The sequence below is a fragment of the Nonomuraea fuscirosea genome, assembly GCF_035917475.1.
In the GTDB taxonomy this organism is placed as follows: Bacteria; Actinomycetota; Actinomycetes; order Streptosporangiales; family Streptosporangiaceae; genus Nonomuraea; species Nonomuraea fuscirosea.
In genome coordinates, this window is the sequence record NZ_CP109074.1 from 8,095,616 (window position 1) to 8,112,237 (window position 16,622).

At 70.3% G+C, this 16,622-nt stretch carries 15 protein-coding genes; 5 read left to right on the plus strand and 10 right to left on the minus strand.

Features of this window, described 5'->3' with window-relative positions; genetic code table 11:
- Positions 1 to 8: 8 nt before the first annotated feature.
- The 4 genes from OIE67_RS36720 to OIE67_RS36735 are packed head-to-tail and all read left to right on the plus strand — an operon-like array spanning position 9 to position 5,932.
- Positions 9 to 710, plus strand: coding sequence for a cytochrome P450 family protein (locus tag OIE67_RS36720; protein WP_326629160.1), 702 nt, complete (start codon positions 9 to 11; stop codon positions 708 to 710).
- The gene (locus OIE67_RS36725) at positions 707 to 1,447 is read left to right on the plus strand and encodes an isocitrate lyase/PEP mutase family protein (RefSeq protein ID WP_106252038.1); all 741 of its coding nucleotides are present in this window, start codon (positions 707 to 709) and stop codon (positions 1,445 to 1,447) included. The genes OIE67_RS36720 and OIE67_RS36725 overlap by 4 nt, the downstream gene beginning before the upstream one ends.
- Before the next feature lie 7 nt (positions 1,448 to 1,454).
- Positions 1,455 to 4,382 (plus strand): AfsR/SARP family transcriptional regulator, encoded by a 2,928-nt coding sequence (locus tag OIE67_RS36730; RefSeq protein WP_326629163.1) that lies wholly within the window; start codon positions 1,455 to 1,457, stop codon positions 4,380 to 4,382.
- Positions 4,383 to 4,417: 35 nt separating this feature from the next.
- Positions 4,418 to 5,932, plus strand: coding sequence for an MFS transporter (locus OIE67_RS36735; protein ID WP_326629165.1), 1,515 nt, complete (start codon positions 4,418 to 4,420; stop codon positions 5,930 to 5,932).
- Between the two features lie 13 nt (positions 5,933 to 5,945).
- On the opposite strand, the gene OIE67_RS36740 is transcribed toward OIE67_RS36735, so the two are convergent.
- The 8 genes from OIE67_RS36740 to OIE67_RS36775 form a co-directional block, all read right to left on the minus strand.
- A complete protein-coding gene (locus OIE67_RS36740; protein ID WP_326629167.1) occupies positions 5,946 to 6,860 on the minus strand; it encodes a serine hydrolase in 915 nt (304 codons plus the stop codon).
- Positions 6,861 to 6,978: 118 nt separating this feature from the next.
- On the minus strand, positions 6,979 to 7,851 hold the full coding sequence (locus OIE67_RS36745) for an alpha/beta hydrolase (RefSeq protein ID WP_326629169.1): 873 nt from the start codon (positions 7,849 to 7,851) through the stop codon (positions 6,979 to 6,981).
- 13 nt (positions 7,852 to 7,864) lie between these two features.
- Complete coding sequence (locus OIE67_RS36750; RefSeq protein ID WP_326629171.1) at positions 7,865 to 9,259, minus strand: NAD(P)/FAD-dependent oxidoreductase; 1,395 nt, start codon at positions 9,257 to 9,259, stop codon at positions 7,865 to 7,867.
- 21 nt (positions 9,260 to 9,280) lie between these two features.
- On the minus strand, positions 9,281 to 10,066 hold the full coding sequence (locus OIE67_RS36755) for an ABC transporter permease (RefSeq protein ID WP_326629173.1): 786 nt from the start codon (positions 10,064 to 10,066) through the stop codon (positions 9,281 to 9,283).
- Entirely contained in the window at positions 10,063 to 10,914 is an 852-nt protein-coding gene (locus tag OIE67_RS36760; RefSeq protein WP_106252028.1) for an ABC transporter permease, read from the minus strand. The genes OIE67_RS36755 and OIE67_RS36760 overlap by 4 nt, the downstream gene beginning before the upstream one ends.
- A 4-nt stretch (positions 10,915 to 10,918) precedes the next feature.
- The gene (locus tag OIE67_RS36765; protein WP_326629178.1) at positions 10,919 to 12,112 is read right to left on the minus strand and encodes a polyamine ABC transporter substrate-binding protein; all 1,194 of its coding nucleotides are present in this window, start codon (positions 12,110 to 12,112) and stop codon (positions 10,919 to 10,921) included.
- Positions 12,113 to 12,142: 30 nt separating this feature from the next.
- Entirely contained in the window at positions 12,143 to 13,210 is a 1,068-nt protein-coding gene (locus OIE67_RS36770) for an ABC transporter ATP-binding protein (RefSeq protein ID WP_106252025.1), read from the minus strand.
- A 17-nt stretch (positions 13,211 to 13,227) separates the two neighbouring features.
- Positions 13,228 to 14,661 carry a gamma-aminobutyraldehyde dehydrogenase gene (locus OIE67_RS36775; RefSeq protein ID WP_326629181.1) on the minus strand — a complete coding sequence of 478 codons (1,434 nt, stop codon included), beginning with the start codon at positions 14,659 to 14,661 and terminating at the stop codon, positions 13,228 to 13,230.
- A 198-nt stretch (positions 14,662 to 14,859) separates the two neighbouring features.
- Here OIE67_RS36775 and OIE67_RS36780 point away from each other — a divergent pair, with 198 nt between their 5' ends.
- Entirely contained in the window at positions 14,860 to 15,351 is a 492-nt protein-coding gene (locus OIE67_RS36780) for an Lrp/AsnC family transcriptional regulator (protein WP_326629183.1), read from the plus strand.
- 67 nt (positions 15,352 to 15,418) lie between these two features.
- On the opposite strand, the gene OIE67_RS36785 is transcribed toward OIE67_RS36780, so the two are convergent.
- Both OIE67_RS36785 and OIE67_RS36790 read right to left on the minus strand, forming a co-directional pair.
- On the minus strand, positions 15,419 to 15,697 hold the full coding sequence (locus tag OIE67_RS36785; protein ID WP_326629184.1) for a hypothetical protein: 279 nt from the start codon (positions 15,695 to 15,697) through the stop codon (positions 15,419 to 15,421).
- On the minus strand, positions 15,694 to 16,593 hold the full coding sequence (locus OIE67_RS36790; RefSeq protein ID WP_326629187.1) for an RpnC/YadD family protein: 900 nt from the start codon (positions 16,591 to 16,593) through the stop codon (positions 15,694 to 15,696). Before OIE67_RS36790 ends, OIE67_RS36785 begins: the two co-directional genes overlap by 4 nt.
- Positions 16,594 to 16,622: the final 29 nt, after the last annotated feature.

The following is a 16,622-nucleotide window of genomic DNA, read 5'->3' on the forward strand; positions in this document are numbered from 1 at the left end:
GTGAGTTCATGCTCATCACACGTCACGCAGAAGCCGAGGCGGTGCTCGCCGACACCAGGTACGTGCCGCCTCCCGTACGCCAGGACGGCGCGGAGGGGACGCTGGCCTGGCTGCGCGCCCACGTCTCGCGGTTCAGCACCGGCGAACCGCACGCGGAACGCCGCCGCGCCCTGACCGACCTGCTGGACGGGGTGGACCCGGCCGAGCTGCGCGAGCAGGCCAGGGCCATGACCGTACAGCGGCGCGGAGACTGGCGCGGCGTGCCCACAGACGTGCTGGGAACCACGCTCGGGGTCGCCGACACCAGCGCCGTGCCGGCCGCCGCGGCCGGATACCTGTCGGGCGAGGAGAGCCCGCGGGCCGACGCCGCCGTCGCCGAGCTGCTGACACAGGCCGGCCTGCCCGCGATCACGCTGCTGCTGCAGGGGTACGCCGCCACGGAGGGGCTCATCGAGAACGCCCTGGAGCGGGCCCGGCCCGGCGACGACGTCGACGCACTCCTGCACGAGACGCTGGCCTGGCACCCGCCGCTCACGGCCACCCGCAGGCTGGACACGCTCACCGGCGACGAGGTGACGATCGACCTGGTGACCGCCAACCGCGAGGCGCCCCACAGCCACCTGACCTTCGGTCACGGCGTGCGCCCGTGCCCCGCGCCCGCGCACGCGCTCGCCCTGGCGGCGGGCGTCCTGGAAGGGGTGCTCGGGTGAACTTCCATGACCTGCACCGTCCCGGCGACCCGCTGCTGCTGCCCAACGCCTGGGACTACGGCTCCGCCGCCTACCTGGCCGCGCAGGGTTTCCCTGCGATCGGCACGACCAGTCTCGGCGTTGCCGCCGTGCACGGCAAACCGGACGCGGCCGGCCGGACCAAGGCCGAGACGATCGAGCTGGCCGAGGCGATCAGCGGCCTGGGCGTCCTGGTGACCGTGGACATCGAGGGCGGGTTCAGCGACGATCCGGCCGAGGTCGCCGGCCTGGTCGCGTCGCTGGCCGCGCTCGGCGTCGCGGGCGTCAACCTGGAGGACGGCCGCCCCGACGGCACGCTACGGCCCGTCGAGCTGCACCAGAGCATCATCGAGGCGGCCAAGGGGCACGGCGTGTTCGTCAACGCCCGGACGGACACGTGCTGGCTGCGTACCGGGGACACCTTGGAGCGGGTCCGCGCCTACGGACACGCCGACGGGATCTTCGTGCCGGGGCTGAGCGATCTCCAGGAGATCGCCGAGATCGCGGCGAGCACGCCCCTGCCGCTGAACGTGCTCCACCAGCCGGACGGTCCCGGCCTGGCCCGGCTCGCGGAGGCCGGCGTGGCCAGGGTGAGCACCGGGTCGCTGCTCTACCGTGCGGCGCTGCGGGCGGGGCTCGCGGCGGCGCTGGACGTACGCGGGGAGCAGGCACCGCGCATGCCGACATATGCGGAGATCGCGGAGCTGTTGCCGCGATAATCGAGGAATGCGCTTCCAGATCCTCGGACCCACGACCGTGCTGGACGAGGACGGCGAGCCGGTCGCGCTCGGCGGTCCCCGCGTCCGCGCGCTGCTGGCGCTGCTCGCCCTGCACGCCGGCCGCGTCGTCGGCGCGGAGCAGCTCGTGAACGACCTGTACGGCCCCACGCCCCCGGAGGGCGTGGCGAACGCGCTGCAGTCGCAGGTGTCCCGGCTGCGCCGGTCGCTGGGCAAGGATCTGGTGGAGTTCCACCCCGCCGGCTACCGGCTGGTGGCCGAGCCGCAGGAGGTGGACGCGCGCAGGTTCGAGCTCCTGGCGTCCCAGGGCAGGAAGGCACTGGCCGGCGGGGACGCGGAGCGGGCGGCGGCGCTGCTGCGCGAGGCCCTGGAGCTGTGGCGGGGCGCGCCCCTCGCCGACGCCCCGCACGCGGGGGCCGCCGCCGCGGCCCTGGAGGAGCTGCGCCTGACCGCCACGGAGGACCGCCTGCAGGCGGACCTCGACCTGGGCCGGCACCGCGAGCTGGTGGCCGAGCTGAGCCAGCTCTCCGCCGCCCACCCGCTGCGCGAACGGCTGCGCGCCCAGCTCATGCGCGCCCTGTACGGCAGCGGCCGCCAGGCGGAGGCGCTGGCCGTCTACACGGACGCCAGGAAACTGCTGGACGAGGAGCTGGGCGTCGAACCGGGCGCCGAACTCGCGGCCGCCCACCTGGCCGTCCTACGCGCCGACCCCGCGCTGGGCCTGGCCACGCCGCGAATCGAGACTCCACCGGACGGGACCGCGCCGGACGAAACCGTGCTGGACGGGGCCGTGCCGGACGGGACGGCCCCGCAGGTGGAGCCGGCGCCGGTGCGACAGCGGTCCAAGCAGGGGTCCAGGCAGGGGTTGCGGGCTCAGCTCACCAGCTTCGTCGGCCGGGCCGAGGAGCTCGGGCAGGTCAGCGCCAGGCTGCGGGCCGGCCGGTTGGTCACGCTGATCGGTCCGGGCGGGGCGGGCAAGACGCGGCTGGCGACCGAGGCCGCCGCCCAGGAGAGCGGCGACGTATGCTTCGTGCCGCTCGCGCCCGTCTCCGACGCGGGCGGGGTGGCGAACGCCGTGCTGGCCGCCCTCGACATCCGCGACGCGCTGCTGCACCACCCCGACCGGGCCGCCCTGGACCCTCTGTCCAGGCTGCTCACCGCGCTGGCCGATCGCGAGCTGCTGATCGTGCTGGACAACTGCGAGCATCTCGTGGCGGCCACGGCCGAGCTGGCCGATCAGCTGCTGGCCGCCTGCCCCGGCCTGCGCGTGCTGGCGACCGGGCGGGAGGCCCTGGGCATCACGGGCGAGTCGATCCTGCCCGTGTCGCCGCTGGGCCTGCCGCCGCCTGAGGCGGGCAACCCGCTCGACTACGCGGCCGTGCGGCTGTTCGCCGACCGGGCTGCGGCCGTGCGGCCGGGCTTCGCCGTGGACGCGGGCAACGCCGGGCAGGTCGCGCACATCTGCCGGGCGCTCGACGGGCTGCCGCTGGCCATCGAGCTGGCCGCGGCCCGGCTGCGTACGCTGTCGCTCTCCGACGTCGCGGCCCGGCTGGACGACCGGTTCCGGCTGCTGACCCGCGGCAGCCGTACGGCGCTGCCCCGCCATCAGACCCTGCGCGCGGTCGTCGCGTGGAGCTGGGACCTGCTGGACGAGAGCGAGCAGCGGATGGCCGAGCGGCTGAGCGTGTTCGCGGGCGGCGCCCGGCCCGAGGCGGCGGAGCGGGTGTGCGGGCTGCCGGAGGAGGTGCTGTTCTCGCTGGCGGAGAAGTCGCTGGTGGAGTTCGCCGACGGCCGGTTCCGGATGCTGGAGACGATCAGGGCGTTCTGCGCCGAACGGCTGGCGGAGTCGGGCGAGCAGGAGGCGGTCCGCGACGCGCACGCCGGCTACTACCTGGACCTGATGATGGAGGCCGACCCCCGACTGCGCACCTCGGCGCAGATGGAGTGGCTGGCCCGGCTCGATGAGGAGAGCACCGACCTCGACGCGGCCGTGCGCTGGACCGTCGAGGCCCGGCGGCTGGAGCTGGGGCTGCAGCTCATGGCGCACAGCGCCTGCTACTGGTGGATGCGCGGCCACCGCCTCACCAGCGCGAACCTGGCCTTTGGGCTGCTGGCCGCGCTGGGCGAGACGCGTTTTCCCGGCCGCGAGGAGGAGTACGTCATGTGCGTCCTCATCACGGCCTGGTCGGGAGGCGCGGACGAGACACTGCGGGCGCGCCTGAACGAGGCGAACTGCCTGCTGCCGATCACCCACCTGCCGATGCGGGTGGAGTTCCTGATGATGCTGCTGTCGATGTTCACCGGCCCGCCCGAGGATTTCGAGACCACGTACCACCTGCTGGAGACCGGGACCGAGCGGCTTCCGCCCTGGCAGGAGGCGCTGTCGTTCAGCGGCCAGGCGTTCGTGCTGCAGGTGCTGGGCCGAACGGAGGAGTCGCTGGCCAAGTTCGAGCGCAGCCTGGCCGCGTTCAAGGCGCTCGGCGAGCGCTGGGGCACGGTGCTGGTGGTGTCCGGGCTGGGCGCGCTGCGCCAGGCGCAGGGCGACTACCGTGCCGCGTACGCGCTGGCCGACGAGGCGCTCAGCACGGCGCTCGAATTGGACGCCACCACGGAGATCGCCGAAAGCCTGTGCCGCCGCGCCGACGCGCTGATCCACCTGGACGAGCCCGCCAGGGCGCAGGCCGACTACGCGCGGGCCGCCGAGCTGTCGCGCCGGAACGGCTCGATGGAGACCCTGGCCTGGGCCTGCCTGGGGCAGGGTGAGGCGGCGCTGGCCCGCGGCGAGCTCGACCGGGCCCGCGCGCTGCTGCTCCAGGCGCGCGAGGTGTGCCCGGACGGCTGGTTCAGCACCGAGGACACGCGCGAGCGCATCGCCGCCGGGCTGGCGGCGGTCAGCCGGGCGGTCAGCGAGCGGTAGGCCCTCCGTCAGCCGCCGCTCCGACAGTGGACGGCATGAAGAACAAATGGTCCAGCCTGGCCATCGCCTGCCTGGCCACGCTGCTGCTCTCCCTCGACCTCACGGTCCTGCACCTCGCGCTGCCCCGCCTGGTGACGGATCTCGGCGCGAGCGCCACCCAACTGCTGTGGATCGGCGACATGTACGGCTTCGCGCTGGCCGGCCTGCTCGTCACCATGGGCAACCTGGGCGACCGCATCGGCCGCAAGCGCCTGCTGCTCATCGGCACGGCCGCGTTCGGGGCCGCCTCGGCGGTCACCGCGTACGCGCCCACCCCCGAACTCCTGATCGCCGCCAGGGCGCTGCTGGGCGTGGCCGGCGCCACGATCATGCCCTCGACCCTGTCGATCGTGCGCAACGTGTTCACCGACCCCGGGGAGCGGACCGCGGCCGTCGGCATCTGGAGCGGCATGAGCGCCGCCGGCTTCGCCGTCGGACCCGTGGTGGGCGGCCTGCTGCTCGACCACTTCTGGTGGGGCTCGGTCTTCCTGATCAACGTGCCGATCATGGCGCTGGTGCTGGTCGGCGGCCTCGCGGTGCTGCCCGAGTCGCGCAACCCGCACGCGGGCCGGATCGACCTGGTCAGCGTGGCCCTGTCGTTCACCGGCGTGGTGACCGCCGTCTACGCGATCAAGGAGGCCGCGCACCGGGGGCCGGAGCACGGCGACGTCCTGGGCGCGGGCGTGGCCGGGATCGTCCTGCTGGCGCTGTTCGTGTGGCGGCAGACCCGGCTGGCCGAGCCGCTGATCGACGTACGGCTGTTCGCGCGCAGGGCGTTCAGCGTCTCGATCCTGACGAACCTGCTGGCGATCTTCGCCATGTCGGCCATGATGCTGATGTTCGCGTGGTACCTGCAGCTCGTGCTCGGCTGGTCGCCACTGCTGGCGGGGCTGGCCCAGCTGCCCGGCGGCCTGAGCGGCGCGGTGGGCGGCGTCCTGGCCGCCAGGCTCATCCAGCCGCTCGGCAGGAACGGCGTGGTCGCGCTCGGCCTGGCCATGAACGCGGGCTCGTTCCTCTACTACACGACGCTGGGCGCCGAGCTGAACTACCTCACGCTGCTGCCCGTCTCGATCATCGGCGGCATGGGGGTCGGGTTCGCCTTCACCGTCAACAACGACAACGTCCTCGCCACCGCGCCGAGGCAGCGGGCGGGGGCCGCGGCGGCGGTGTCGGAGACGGCGTTCGAGCTGGGCGGGGCCCTCGGCATCGCGATCCTGGGCACGGTGCTGACCAGCGCCTACCGCTCCGGCCTCGACCTGCCCGCCGGGGTGCCGGGCGGGGCCGCCGCCGCCGAGTCGATCGCCGGTGCGGTGGGCGCCGCCGCCGCGCTGCCGGCCGAGCAGGCGGAGCGGCTGGTCGAGGCGGCTCAGGCGGCCTTCATCGAGGGCATGCACCTGACCTCGTACGTGACGGCGGCCCTGCTGGCCGTGGTGGCGGTGCTCGCGCTGGCCGGGCTGCGCGGCGTGCCGAAGGTGATCCCCGAGGAGGTGCCGGCCGGTGAACACCGGTGAGGGTCGGGAAGGGTCAGGCGATGGGATCGGTCGGGCAGGGGCGGGTGATCACCGGGGAGAGGTCGTCGAGGCGGGCGCCGATGAGGCGGGCGATGCCCTCGATGGTCTGGATCCCCGTCCCCTCCCCCGGCTGCCGATCCGTTTGCACCGACACCAGCAGGTCGCGCCCCGGCCCCGAGACCCGCCCGTAGCTCGTCACGGCCCACGTGTTGTGGATGAACGGCCGCGGCGTCCACCCGTTCTTCAGCGCCACCCGGTCCCCTGCCCTGGCGGCGGCGCTGACTCCCCACGCCTGGTCCTGCTGCACCCGTTCCATGAGCCCGAGCACCGTCCGCCGGTCGGCCGCGCTCAGCCCTCCGCCGCCCTTGACGAGCGCCCTCAGCAGGCGGATGCGGTCGGCGGGGCTGGTGGTGGTGCCGCCCCAGTACTTGCTCGGCCCCGGCGTGGTCTCCCTGAGCCCGATCCTGCGGTAGAACTCGCTCATCCCGCCGCCCGCGCCCACCCGTGACCAGAGCGCGTCGGCGGCGCTGTTGTCGCTCTCGGTGATCATGCGGGTGGCCAGGTCGAGTTCCCCTTCGCCGAGCCGGCCGTCCTTACGCGACAGCAGGGCCGCGAGGATGTCGACCTTGGCGCCGCTGGCGGTGATCAGGTCGTGCTCGTGCTCGCCCTGGCCCACCCTGACCCCGCTCACCAGGTCGAGTGCGCCGTAGACGATCCGCCCTGAGCGGCCGTGCACGTAGCGGGCGATGTCGCGTTCGAGCCGGGCGCGCGCGACAACCCCGGCCCTTTTGTCGGGAAATTTCAGTAGACATCGGGCGACCTTGACCGGAGCCTGCACCGCGACGGACACCACCGGCGCCCGCTCCTGCCCGCACCCCGCCGTCACCAGCGTCACCACAAGGACCGGCCACAGCCACTCTCTACGCACGCGCGAACCCCCGTGATCTCGACGGGGGTCACCCGGATGATGCCCGGCAAGCTGCCCGACCCCATCTGACCAGGCGCTTTCCTGGTCAGATGTTCAGCACGACCTTGCCGAGCGCGGCTCAGAGGTGCTCGGCCAGGAAGCCGGCGGTCGCCTCGACGGCCTGCCCGACGTACGGCTCGCGGTCGTAGAGGTCGATGTGCCGCTGGGCGTCCAGCCAGACGATCCGCTTCGGCTGGTCGAGCCGCTTGAACGCCTCCTCGGCCCCTTCCGGCGAGCAGAACCGGTCCACCACCCCGTGCACGATCAGCGCCGGCTTCGGCGACAGGAAGTCACCACCCATCATGTTGTCCATCGTGAGCAGCTCCAGCACGCTGGCCCTGGTCACCTCGTTCGCCCAGAGCGGCGTGGCGCCGCGCTCGCTCCCGTAGTACGCGTACGGCTCGTCGCCCGGCATCGCGGCCTCGCCACGCTCCGCCACGGCGGGCACGTACTCGACCGGCCCGCCGCGATCCTGCCGCTCGACCGCCTCGGTCAGGGCCGCCAGCGCCTCCTGGTAGTCCATGCCGGACCGCATCGCGTACGGGTTGTTGTAGGCCCCGGCGATCCCGGCGAAGACCCGTACGCGGGGATCGAAGGCGGCGAACTTCAGCGCGTAGCCGCCGCCGAGACAGATGCCGACCACCCCGATCCGCTCCGCGTCCACCTCGGGCCGCGAGCGCAGGAACGACACCGCCGCCCGCAGGTCGTGCAGCTTGCCCTGGGGGTCCTCGTGCCGGCGCGGCCGCCCGTCCGAGTCGCCCCAGTTGCGGTGGTCGAAGGCCAGCGTGGCGTAGCCGCGCTCGGCCAGCCTGGCCGCGTAGAGCCCGGTCACCTGATCGCGCACCCCGGTGAACGGCCCGGTGAACACCAGCCCCGGCCACGGCCCCTGCCCGCCGGGCACCCGTAGGTCCCCGGCCAGCGTGAGGCCGTCGGCGTTGAAGTCAACTCTCATGCGCACAAGTGTGCTACGAGTCGAACCCGAGGCCCATCCGGTCGAGCGCGCGCAGCCACAGGTTGCGCCTGCCTTCGTGCTGGTCGGCCTGGGCGATCGACCAGCGGGTGAACTGGATGACCCCCGAGCGCACCGGCTCGGGCGGGAACGGGATCGGCTTCTCCCGCACCATCCGCAGCTCCGTCCGCTCGGTGGGCTCGCCCGACAGCAGGTCGAGCATGACGTTCGCGCCGAACCGGGTGGCACCGACGCCCATGCCCGTGTAGCCGGCGGCGTAGACGAGCCGCCCGCCGTGCGCCTGCCCGTAGAAGGCGCTGAACCTACTGCAGGTGTCGATCACGCCGCCCCACCTGTGGGTGAAGCGCACGTCGGCGAGCTGCGGGAAGGTGTCGTAGAAGTGGCCCGCGAGCTTGACGAACGTCTCGTCGCGCTGCTCGTACTCGGCCTTGACCAGGCCGCCGTTGTAGTAGACGGCGTCGTAGCCGCCCCACAGGATCCGGTTGTCGTCGCTCAGCCGGTAGTAGTGGAACCGGTTGCCCGAGTCGCCGACGCCCTGCCGGTTGTGCCAGCCCACCGAGGCGAGCTGGTCGGCGGTCAGCGGCTCGGTCATCAGCGCGTAGTCGTACACCGGGACCACGAAGTGGCGCAGCCGGCGCAGCAGCGGCGGGAACACGCCGGTGCCCAGCGCCACCCGGCGGGCGGTCACCACCCCGTACGGCGTACGCAGGCTGATCGTGCCGCCGTCGTCGCGCATCGAACGGACGGGAGTGCGCTCGTGGACGCGGACGCCGAGGCGCAGGCAGGCGGCGCGCAGGCCCCAGGCCAGCCGGGCCGGGTCGAGCATGGCGCAGCCGCTGCGCTCCCAGAGCCCGGCCAGGTAGGTCGGCGAGCCGACCTCGGCCCGCACCTGATCCCGGTCCAGCGGCACGTAGTCGAGCCCCAGCTCCGAGATCAGGTCCAGGTGCTCGTTCAGGCTCTCGACCTGCCACGGCTCGGTGGCCACGTGCAGCTCGCCGGTGCGCTCGAACGAGCAGTCCACGCCGTAGCGGTCGAGGGTGCGCTCGATCTCGTCGAGGTTCTCCACGCCCATGCGTTCGAGCCGGTCGATCTCCTCCGGCCACCGCTCCAGCCCGTTGGCCAGGCCGTGGGTGAGCGTCGCCATGCAGAACCCGCCGTTGCGGCCGGTGGCGGCCCAGCCGATCCTGTGGCCTTCGAGCAGGACGACGTCGAGCGAGGGGTCGCGTTCCTTGGCCATCAGGGCGGTCCACAGCCCGGAGAAGCCGCCGCCGACCACGACCAGGTCGGCGGTGGTGCTCCCGGTGAGCCGCGGTCTGGGCCCGGGTCTGGCCGGGCTGTCCAGCCAGTACGGCTTGCGCTCCGCGTCAGCCAGCGCCTTCAGCGGATCCACGAAATCCCACTTCCCTCATTGTCAGGTGCGGCGGCGGGCGGCGACCGCGTTGGCGATCGCGATCAGCACGCCGATGCCGAAGATCAGCGTACCCATGACGTTGACCTGCGCCGGGATGCCCGTCTTGACCGCGCCGACGATCCACAGCGGGAACGTCACGGTCGAGCCGTTGACGAAGCTGGTCACCACGTAGTCGTCGACGGACAGCGCGAACGACAACATCGCGCCCGCCAGCACGCCCGGCATGATCGCCGGCAGCGTCACCTGCCGGAACGTGCCCCAGGCCGTCGCCCCCAGGTCCCTGGCCGCCTCCTCCAGCGCCGGGTCCAGCGTGACCACCCTGGCCCGTACGGTGACGACCACGAACGACAGCGAGAACAGCACGTGGGAGACGATGATCGTGTTGGCGTCGCGCGGCACGTTGCCGGAGACGAACAGCGACAGCAGCGAGGCGCCCATGACCAGCTCGGGCGTGGAGATGGCGGCGAAGACGAGGAAGTTCGTCACGCCCTTGCCGCGGAAGCGGTGCCGGCCGAGCGCCAGGCCCAGCATGGTGCCGATCACGACCGTGATGACCGTGCTGACCAGGGCGATGACCAGGGTGTTGCGCAGCGCCACGGTCAGGTCGGGGATGTCGAACAGCTCGCCGTACCAGCGCAGGGTGAAGCCCTGCCAGGTGGTGTTGGACTTGCTCCGCTTGTCGTTGAACCCGAACAGGATCATCACGGCGATCGGCGACGACAGCCAGATGATGACCAGCCAGGTGTAGAGGTGCAGGAGGCGGTCGCCGAACCGCGCGCCCCTCATCGGGCCGCCGCCTCAAGGACGTTCTCGGTGCCGAGCGCCCGCGCGTAAACGAAGATGCCGACGAGCAGCACCGCCATGAGCGTGAACGACAGCGCCGAGGCGGTCGGGTAGTCGAGGTTGGTCAGGTACTCGGTCTGGATGATGTTGCCGATCATCGTGTTGGAGGTGCCGCCGAGGATCGCCGCGTTGATCGGGTCGGCGGTCGCGGGCACGAACGTCATCAGCACCCCGGCGAAGACGCCCGGCAGCGACAGCGGCAGCACCACCCGGCGGAAGGCCGCCGCCCGGGTCGCGTACAGGTCCTGCGCCGCCTCCACCACCCTCGGGTCCACCCGTTCCAGCGCCACGTAGATCGGCAGGATCATGAACGGCAGGAAGTTGTACGTCAGTCCGCCGACCACGGCGAACGTGGTGGCCAGCACGTGGAAGTCGGCCGGCAGCAGCCCCCAGTCCTTCAGCGTGCCGAACAGGATGCCGTTGTCGGACAGCAGGAAGTTCCACGAGATCGTGCGCAGCACGAACGAGACGAAGAACGGCAGCAGGAGCAGGAAGAGGTAGACGGACTTGCGGTGACCCGCCTTGAACGCGATCCAGTACGCCACCGGGTACCCGATGACCAGCATGGCCACCGTGGCGAGCCCGCCGTAGAGCAGCGAGCGCAGCAACTGGGGGCTGTAGGCGCCGATCGCGTCGGCATAGTTGGAGAAGCTGAAGGTCATGGCGAAGCCGTCGATGGCGTTGCCGGTCTGCAGCGACACCGACGCCATCGCGGCCATGGGCACGACCAGGAAGATCGCCAGCCACATCCAGCTCGGCAGCGCGAGCAGGTAGGGGGTGAGCCGCCGCATCGCGCTAGGCCTGGGTGATGGACTGGAAGATCGGGTTGAACACCTGCTCCTGCTGGGTGGTGAGCTGGGTGTAGGAGCGCAGCTTGGCGTAGTCGGCCTCGGTGGGGAACATGAGCGGGCTGTCCACCATCTCCTCCAGAGCCTTCTTGGCCGCGCCCTTGGCCGTGCCCGCCTTCTCCCGCAGCAGGTCCTGCACGGCCGGGACGGGCGTCACGAACTGGATGAACTCGTCGAGCTCGGCGGCCACGGCCGGCTGGTAGAGGTAGTCCATCAGTATGAGGGCGTCCACCGGGTTGGCCGCACCCTTGGGGATGAGCATGTTGTCGGTCCAGATCGTGCCGCCCTCTTCGGGCACGATGAACTTGACGGGTTCGCCGGCGAGCTGGCGCTGGAAGACGTCGCCCGACCAGGCCATGGTCAGCCAGATGTCGCCCTTGGACACCGCATCGATATACGACTGATCATAATATTTCCGGACAATTCCGGCGTCGCGTTGCGCCTTGAGCTTCTCGCCGGCCTTCTTCCAGTCGGCCTCGGTCGACTTCTCCGGATCGATGCCCAGCGCGATCATGCCGAAGTTGCCGATCTCCTGCGCGTCGGACATCATCCCGACCCGCCCCTTGTACTTGGCGTCGAACAGCGACTCGATGCTGGTGATGTCGTCCTTGACGTACTCGGTGTTGTACGCGATCCCGGTCACGCCCGACGTGTACGGAACCGTGTACTTGTTCCCGGGATCGTAGGCCCGCTCCTTGTACTTCTGCCCGGCGTTGGCCTGGAAGTTCGGCAGCTTCGACTGATCGAGCGCCACCACGTAACCCAGCTCGATCATGTGCTGGAGCTGGATGCCGTTGGTCATGACCACGATGTCGTAGCCCAGGGACTGCCCGGCCCGCAGCACGGGGTCGGCCTTGCCGAAGAAGTCGGCGTTCTCCTGGATGACCTCTTTGTACTCGTAGGAGATGCCGGTGTCCTTCTTGAACCGCTCCAGCGGTCCCTTGTCCTCCGGCATGTACTCCGGCCAGTTGGCGAAGACGACCTTGCCGTTCTTGGCCTGCTTGGCCCAGTAGTCCGCCACGGCGTCGGCCTTGGGCGGCGCCGCCTTCTGCCCCTGCACGCCACAGGCGGCCAGGGCGAGACCGGCGGCGGACAAGCCGGTGAGCCTGAAGACGTCACGACGGGTGCGGGGCTGCGTCATTCCACGCATGAAGGGGTTCATGAGGGGTTGTCAACTTCCAATCACGTACGAGTGCTGCGCCCGCCACGACAGCCACACGGAGTCGCCCCGCTCCGCCGTCGCCGTCGCGTCGTGCGCGTTCTGCTGGAAAACCGTCATCTCGGCCCCGTCGGCGAGACGCACGGCATAACTGTTGTAGGTGCCCAGATAGACGACTTCGGCCACGGTTCCGCGCACGGCGCTCGATTCGCGCGCGGGTTCCTCGGTGCCGATGGTGATCTTCTCCGGCCGTACGGTCACCGTCACCTCGCCGTCGTGACCGGGCACCAGCACCCGGCCGCCCGCGATCTTCAGCTCACCGCCGGTCGCGGCGCCGGTGAGCAGGTTGGAGGTGCCGATGAAGCCGGCCACGAAGGCGGTCGCGGGCCGCTCGTAGATCTCGTGCGGCCCGCCCAGCTGCTCGACCAGGCCGTCGTTCATGACGGCGATCCGGTCGCTCATGGTCAGCGCCTCGCTCTGGTCGTGCGTGACGTAGACGAAGGTGATGCCGACCTCGCGCTGGATGCGCTTGAGCTCGATCTGCATGGCCTGGCGCAGCTTGAGGTCGAGCGCCCCGAGCGGCTCGTCGAGCAGGAGCGCCCGCGGCCGGTTGACCAGCGCCCTGGCCAGGGCCACGCGCTGCTGCTGGCCGCCGGACATCTGGCGCGGCATGCGCTTCTCCCGGCCGGCCAGGTCGACGATCTCCAGCATCTCGCCGACCCTCCGCTTGACCTCCTCCTGTGGCGTCTTGCGCTGCTTGAGGCCGAAGGCGACGTTGTCCCAGACGCTCATGTGCGGGAAGAGCGCGTAGGACTGGAAGACCATGTTGACGTCGCGCTTATTCGGCGGCACGTTCGTGACGTCCTGGCCGAGCAGGCGGACCAGGCCCTTCGAGGGCGCCTCGAAGCCGGCGATCATCCGCATGGTCGTGGTCTTGCCGCAACCGGACGGCCCGAGGAGGGAGAAGAACTCCCCCTCGGGGATGTCCAGGGTCACACCCTTGACCGCCTGGACGACCTCGCCATGCGAGTGGTACTCCTTGACGACGTCTTCAAGCTCGATCGCACTCAGCTCGGTCATCCCGGGATTTTTCCTTTTTATTCGCCGATGTAGTGCATGACGTGCTTCACCCGGGTGTAGTCGTGCAGGCCGAACACCGACAGGTCCTTGCCGTACCCGGAGTGCTTGAAGCCGCCGTGCGGCATCTCCGAGACGAACGGGATGTGGGTGTTGACCCACACCACGCCGAATTCGAGCCGGTTCGACATGCGCATCGCGCGGCCGTGGTCGGAGGTCCACACCGAGCCGCTCAGCCCGTACTTCACGTCGTTGGCCTTGGCCAGCGCGTCGGCCTCGTCGGTGAACGTCTGGACGGTGATCACGGGGCCGAAGACCTCGTTCTGCACCATCTCGTCGTCCTGGCGCAGGCCGTCGACGATGGTCGGGGCGAAGAAGTAGCCCTTGTCGCCCACGCGGTGACCGCCGGTGAGGACCTTGGCGTGCGCGGGGACCCGCTCGACGAAGCCCTGCACCTTGGCCAGCTGGCTCTCGTTGTTGAGCGGACCGTAGAGGGCGTCCTCGTCGTCCAGGCCGCCGGTGACCGTGCCGGCCGCGGCCTCGGTGAGCGCGGCCACGAACTCGTCGTGCACGCTCTCCTGCACGAGCACCCGGCAGGCGGCCGTGCAGTCCTGGCCGGCGTTGTACAGGCCGGCGGTGGCGATGTCGGCGGCGGCCCTGCCCAGGTCCTTGACGTCCTCGAACACCACGACCGGTGCCTTGCCGCCGAGCTCCAGGTGCACCCGCTTGAGGTCGTCGGCGGCGCTCTTGGCGACCGACATGCCCGCGCCGACCGAGCCCGTGATGGCCACCATCGCGGCCGTCGGGTGGCTCACGACCAGGGCGCCGGTCTCACGGTCGCCGGTGACGACGTTGAACACGCCCGCCGGCAGCACCTCACCGATGATCTCGGCCAGCTTCAGCGTGGAGACGGGCGTGGTGTCGGACGGCTTGAGCACGATCGTGTTGCCCGCCGCCAGCGCGGGGGCGATCTTCCAGACCGCCATCATCATCGGGTAGTTCCACGGCGTGACCTGGCCGACGACGCCGATCGGCTCGTGCCTGATCACGCTGGTGTGCTCGGCCAGGAACTCGCCCGCCGTGGGGCCCTCCAGCGTGCGCGCCGCGCCCGCGAAGAAGCGGAAGTGGTCGGCGGCGATGGGAGTCTCGTCCTCGGCCATGCGGGCGCGCGGCTTGCCGGTGTTGCGGCACTCGGCGTCGTTGATCTCATCGGCTCGCGCGTCGATGGCGTCGGCCACCTTGAGCAGCAGATTGGCCCGCTCACCCGGGGTGGTCCCGCCCCACGCCTCGAACGCGGCCGCCGCGGCGGCGTAGGCGCTGTCGATGTCCTCGGGCCCGGAGACGGGAGCCTGGACATAGGCCTCCCCCGTGCACGGATCGATGATGTCGGAGAACCGGCCGCTCTTGGCGTCCACGAACTCACCGTTGATGAAGTTCTGCAGACGGGGTGTCATGCGCCCTCCTGATGAGGTGGCTGAGATGCCGCGACTCTGACAGAGCGCCAGCATCCGGACAAGGGATTTCGTGGCGAAGATATCAAATTGCTACGAATTCGCTTGACAGACCACGGAGAACTGACAACATGTCGCACCAGGACGGCAACCCAGCGGGAACGCCCCCGTAACGCCGGACCAGTAGGAGGAATCCTCTCGATGACGACGCCGCCGCGCGTACGCAGAAACAGCGCCAGCACCGGCACCGTCGTGCTCGACGACCTGTCCAAGCAGATCATCGAGCAACTGCAGAACGACGGGCGGATGCCGTACGCGGCGATCGGGAAGGCGGTGGGCCTGTCGGAGGCCGCGGTCCGCCAGCGCGTCCAGCGACTGCAGGACGCCGGCGTCATGCAGATCGTCGCCGTCACCGACCCGCTCACCCTGGGTTTCCCCCGCCAGGCCATGATCGGCGTCAACTGCGAGGGCGACCTGGAGTCGGTGGCGGACGAACTGTCGGCCATCGACGAGATCGACTACGTGGTGCTCACCGCCGGGTCCTTCGACCTGATCGTCGAGGTGGTGTGCGAGGGCGACGGGCACCTGCTGGAGATCCTCAGCAAGATCCGCGCCATCCCGGCCGTACGGGCCACCGAGTCGTTCGTGTACCTGAAACTGCGCAAGCAGACGTACTCGTGGGGCACCCGCTAGAAACGGATCCGACTGGAGGACGGCCCCTTCTCCGTCCTCCATCCGGGTGTGATGTCAGCCGACTCGGCTAACCGAAGACGTCCTCCACCGATTTAGCCTCCATGGCCCGCCCGAACCAGCCCTTGAGGATCACCACATCGCGACACGCCTGGACGCGCTTGTACACCTCTTCGGGCACGGCGATCCCTCGCACGCCCAAGACCCTGAGTACCGACGACGCCATATCTGCGGCTATGACCTTGAGCATCCCCTCGGCTCTGCCCTGCGCGAGGAGGCATTCGGCCCATTCGCCTTGGTACGCATAGGCCATCGCACTGAAATCGTGATCTACCTTTCTCTCGCTCAAAGGAAGAGCTCCTCTGCGACCTCGACCTTGGCGACCTGCCCGAGCCACTCGTCCAGGACAGCCTCGTCGCGACAGTCCATGATGCGCTCGCGCGCTTCCTGAGAAACGGCGACCCCCCGCGCGTCGAGGATCTTGAGCACCGCCGATACCTTGCCCTCGGCCTTCCCCTCGGCCTTCCCCTCGGCCTTCCCCTCGGCCTTGAGGCTTTCGGCGTATGCGCCCTGGTAGGGATAGGTCTTCGTGTCCATACCTCGGCCCCATTCTTCCTGAGCGTCACCTTCCAGTGACAGGGTGATGTATCGAGCGTACCGATAAGCGGTCTCTCGATCGATGGTGTCCAGTGCCGCTTGTACTGCAGCGGTGATTTCGTTGAATCGCGGATGCTCGCTCTGCGTGACGACCGAGACGACCGCCAGACCGATGTTCTCGGCCGCCTGGCGGGCGTCCGTGATCACCGGCGTGTTGCCTTCGTGGATGACCAGGGGCTTGAGGACGAGCCCTGGATGGCCGGTGGGGATGTCGCCGCTCGCCCACTTCGCGACCCTGCCCTTGGGGCAGATGACGACCAGGCAGGCCGGGCACTTCTCTCGTGCCCGCATGTTCGCGATGTATTCCAGCCACGCATAGCGCTTGGTCTCGTCCTCCGCGCGCTGGGTCTCGACGATGACGCCGAGCTTGTCGTCCTTCTTCTCTCCGTAGAGGATGGCGCCGTCGGCGCGGCAGACGCCGGGGTCGGCCTCCGAGAAGTCGGGCGAGGCGAGGCGTGCCGCGCCCGACTTCGCGATCGGCAGATCGAACAGAGCCAGCAGTAACTGCCGGGTATGGGCCAGATCCAAAGTCAGGATCTTGTTGATGCCCTCGTGTTGTGGCGTCACGGAGCGACGCGCCGTAATCATGCGGCTACATTACTACGTGCGTTCGATTC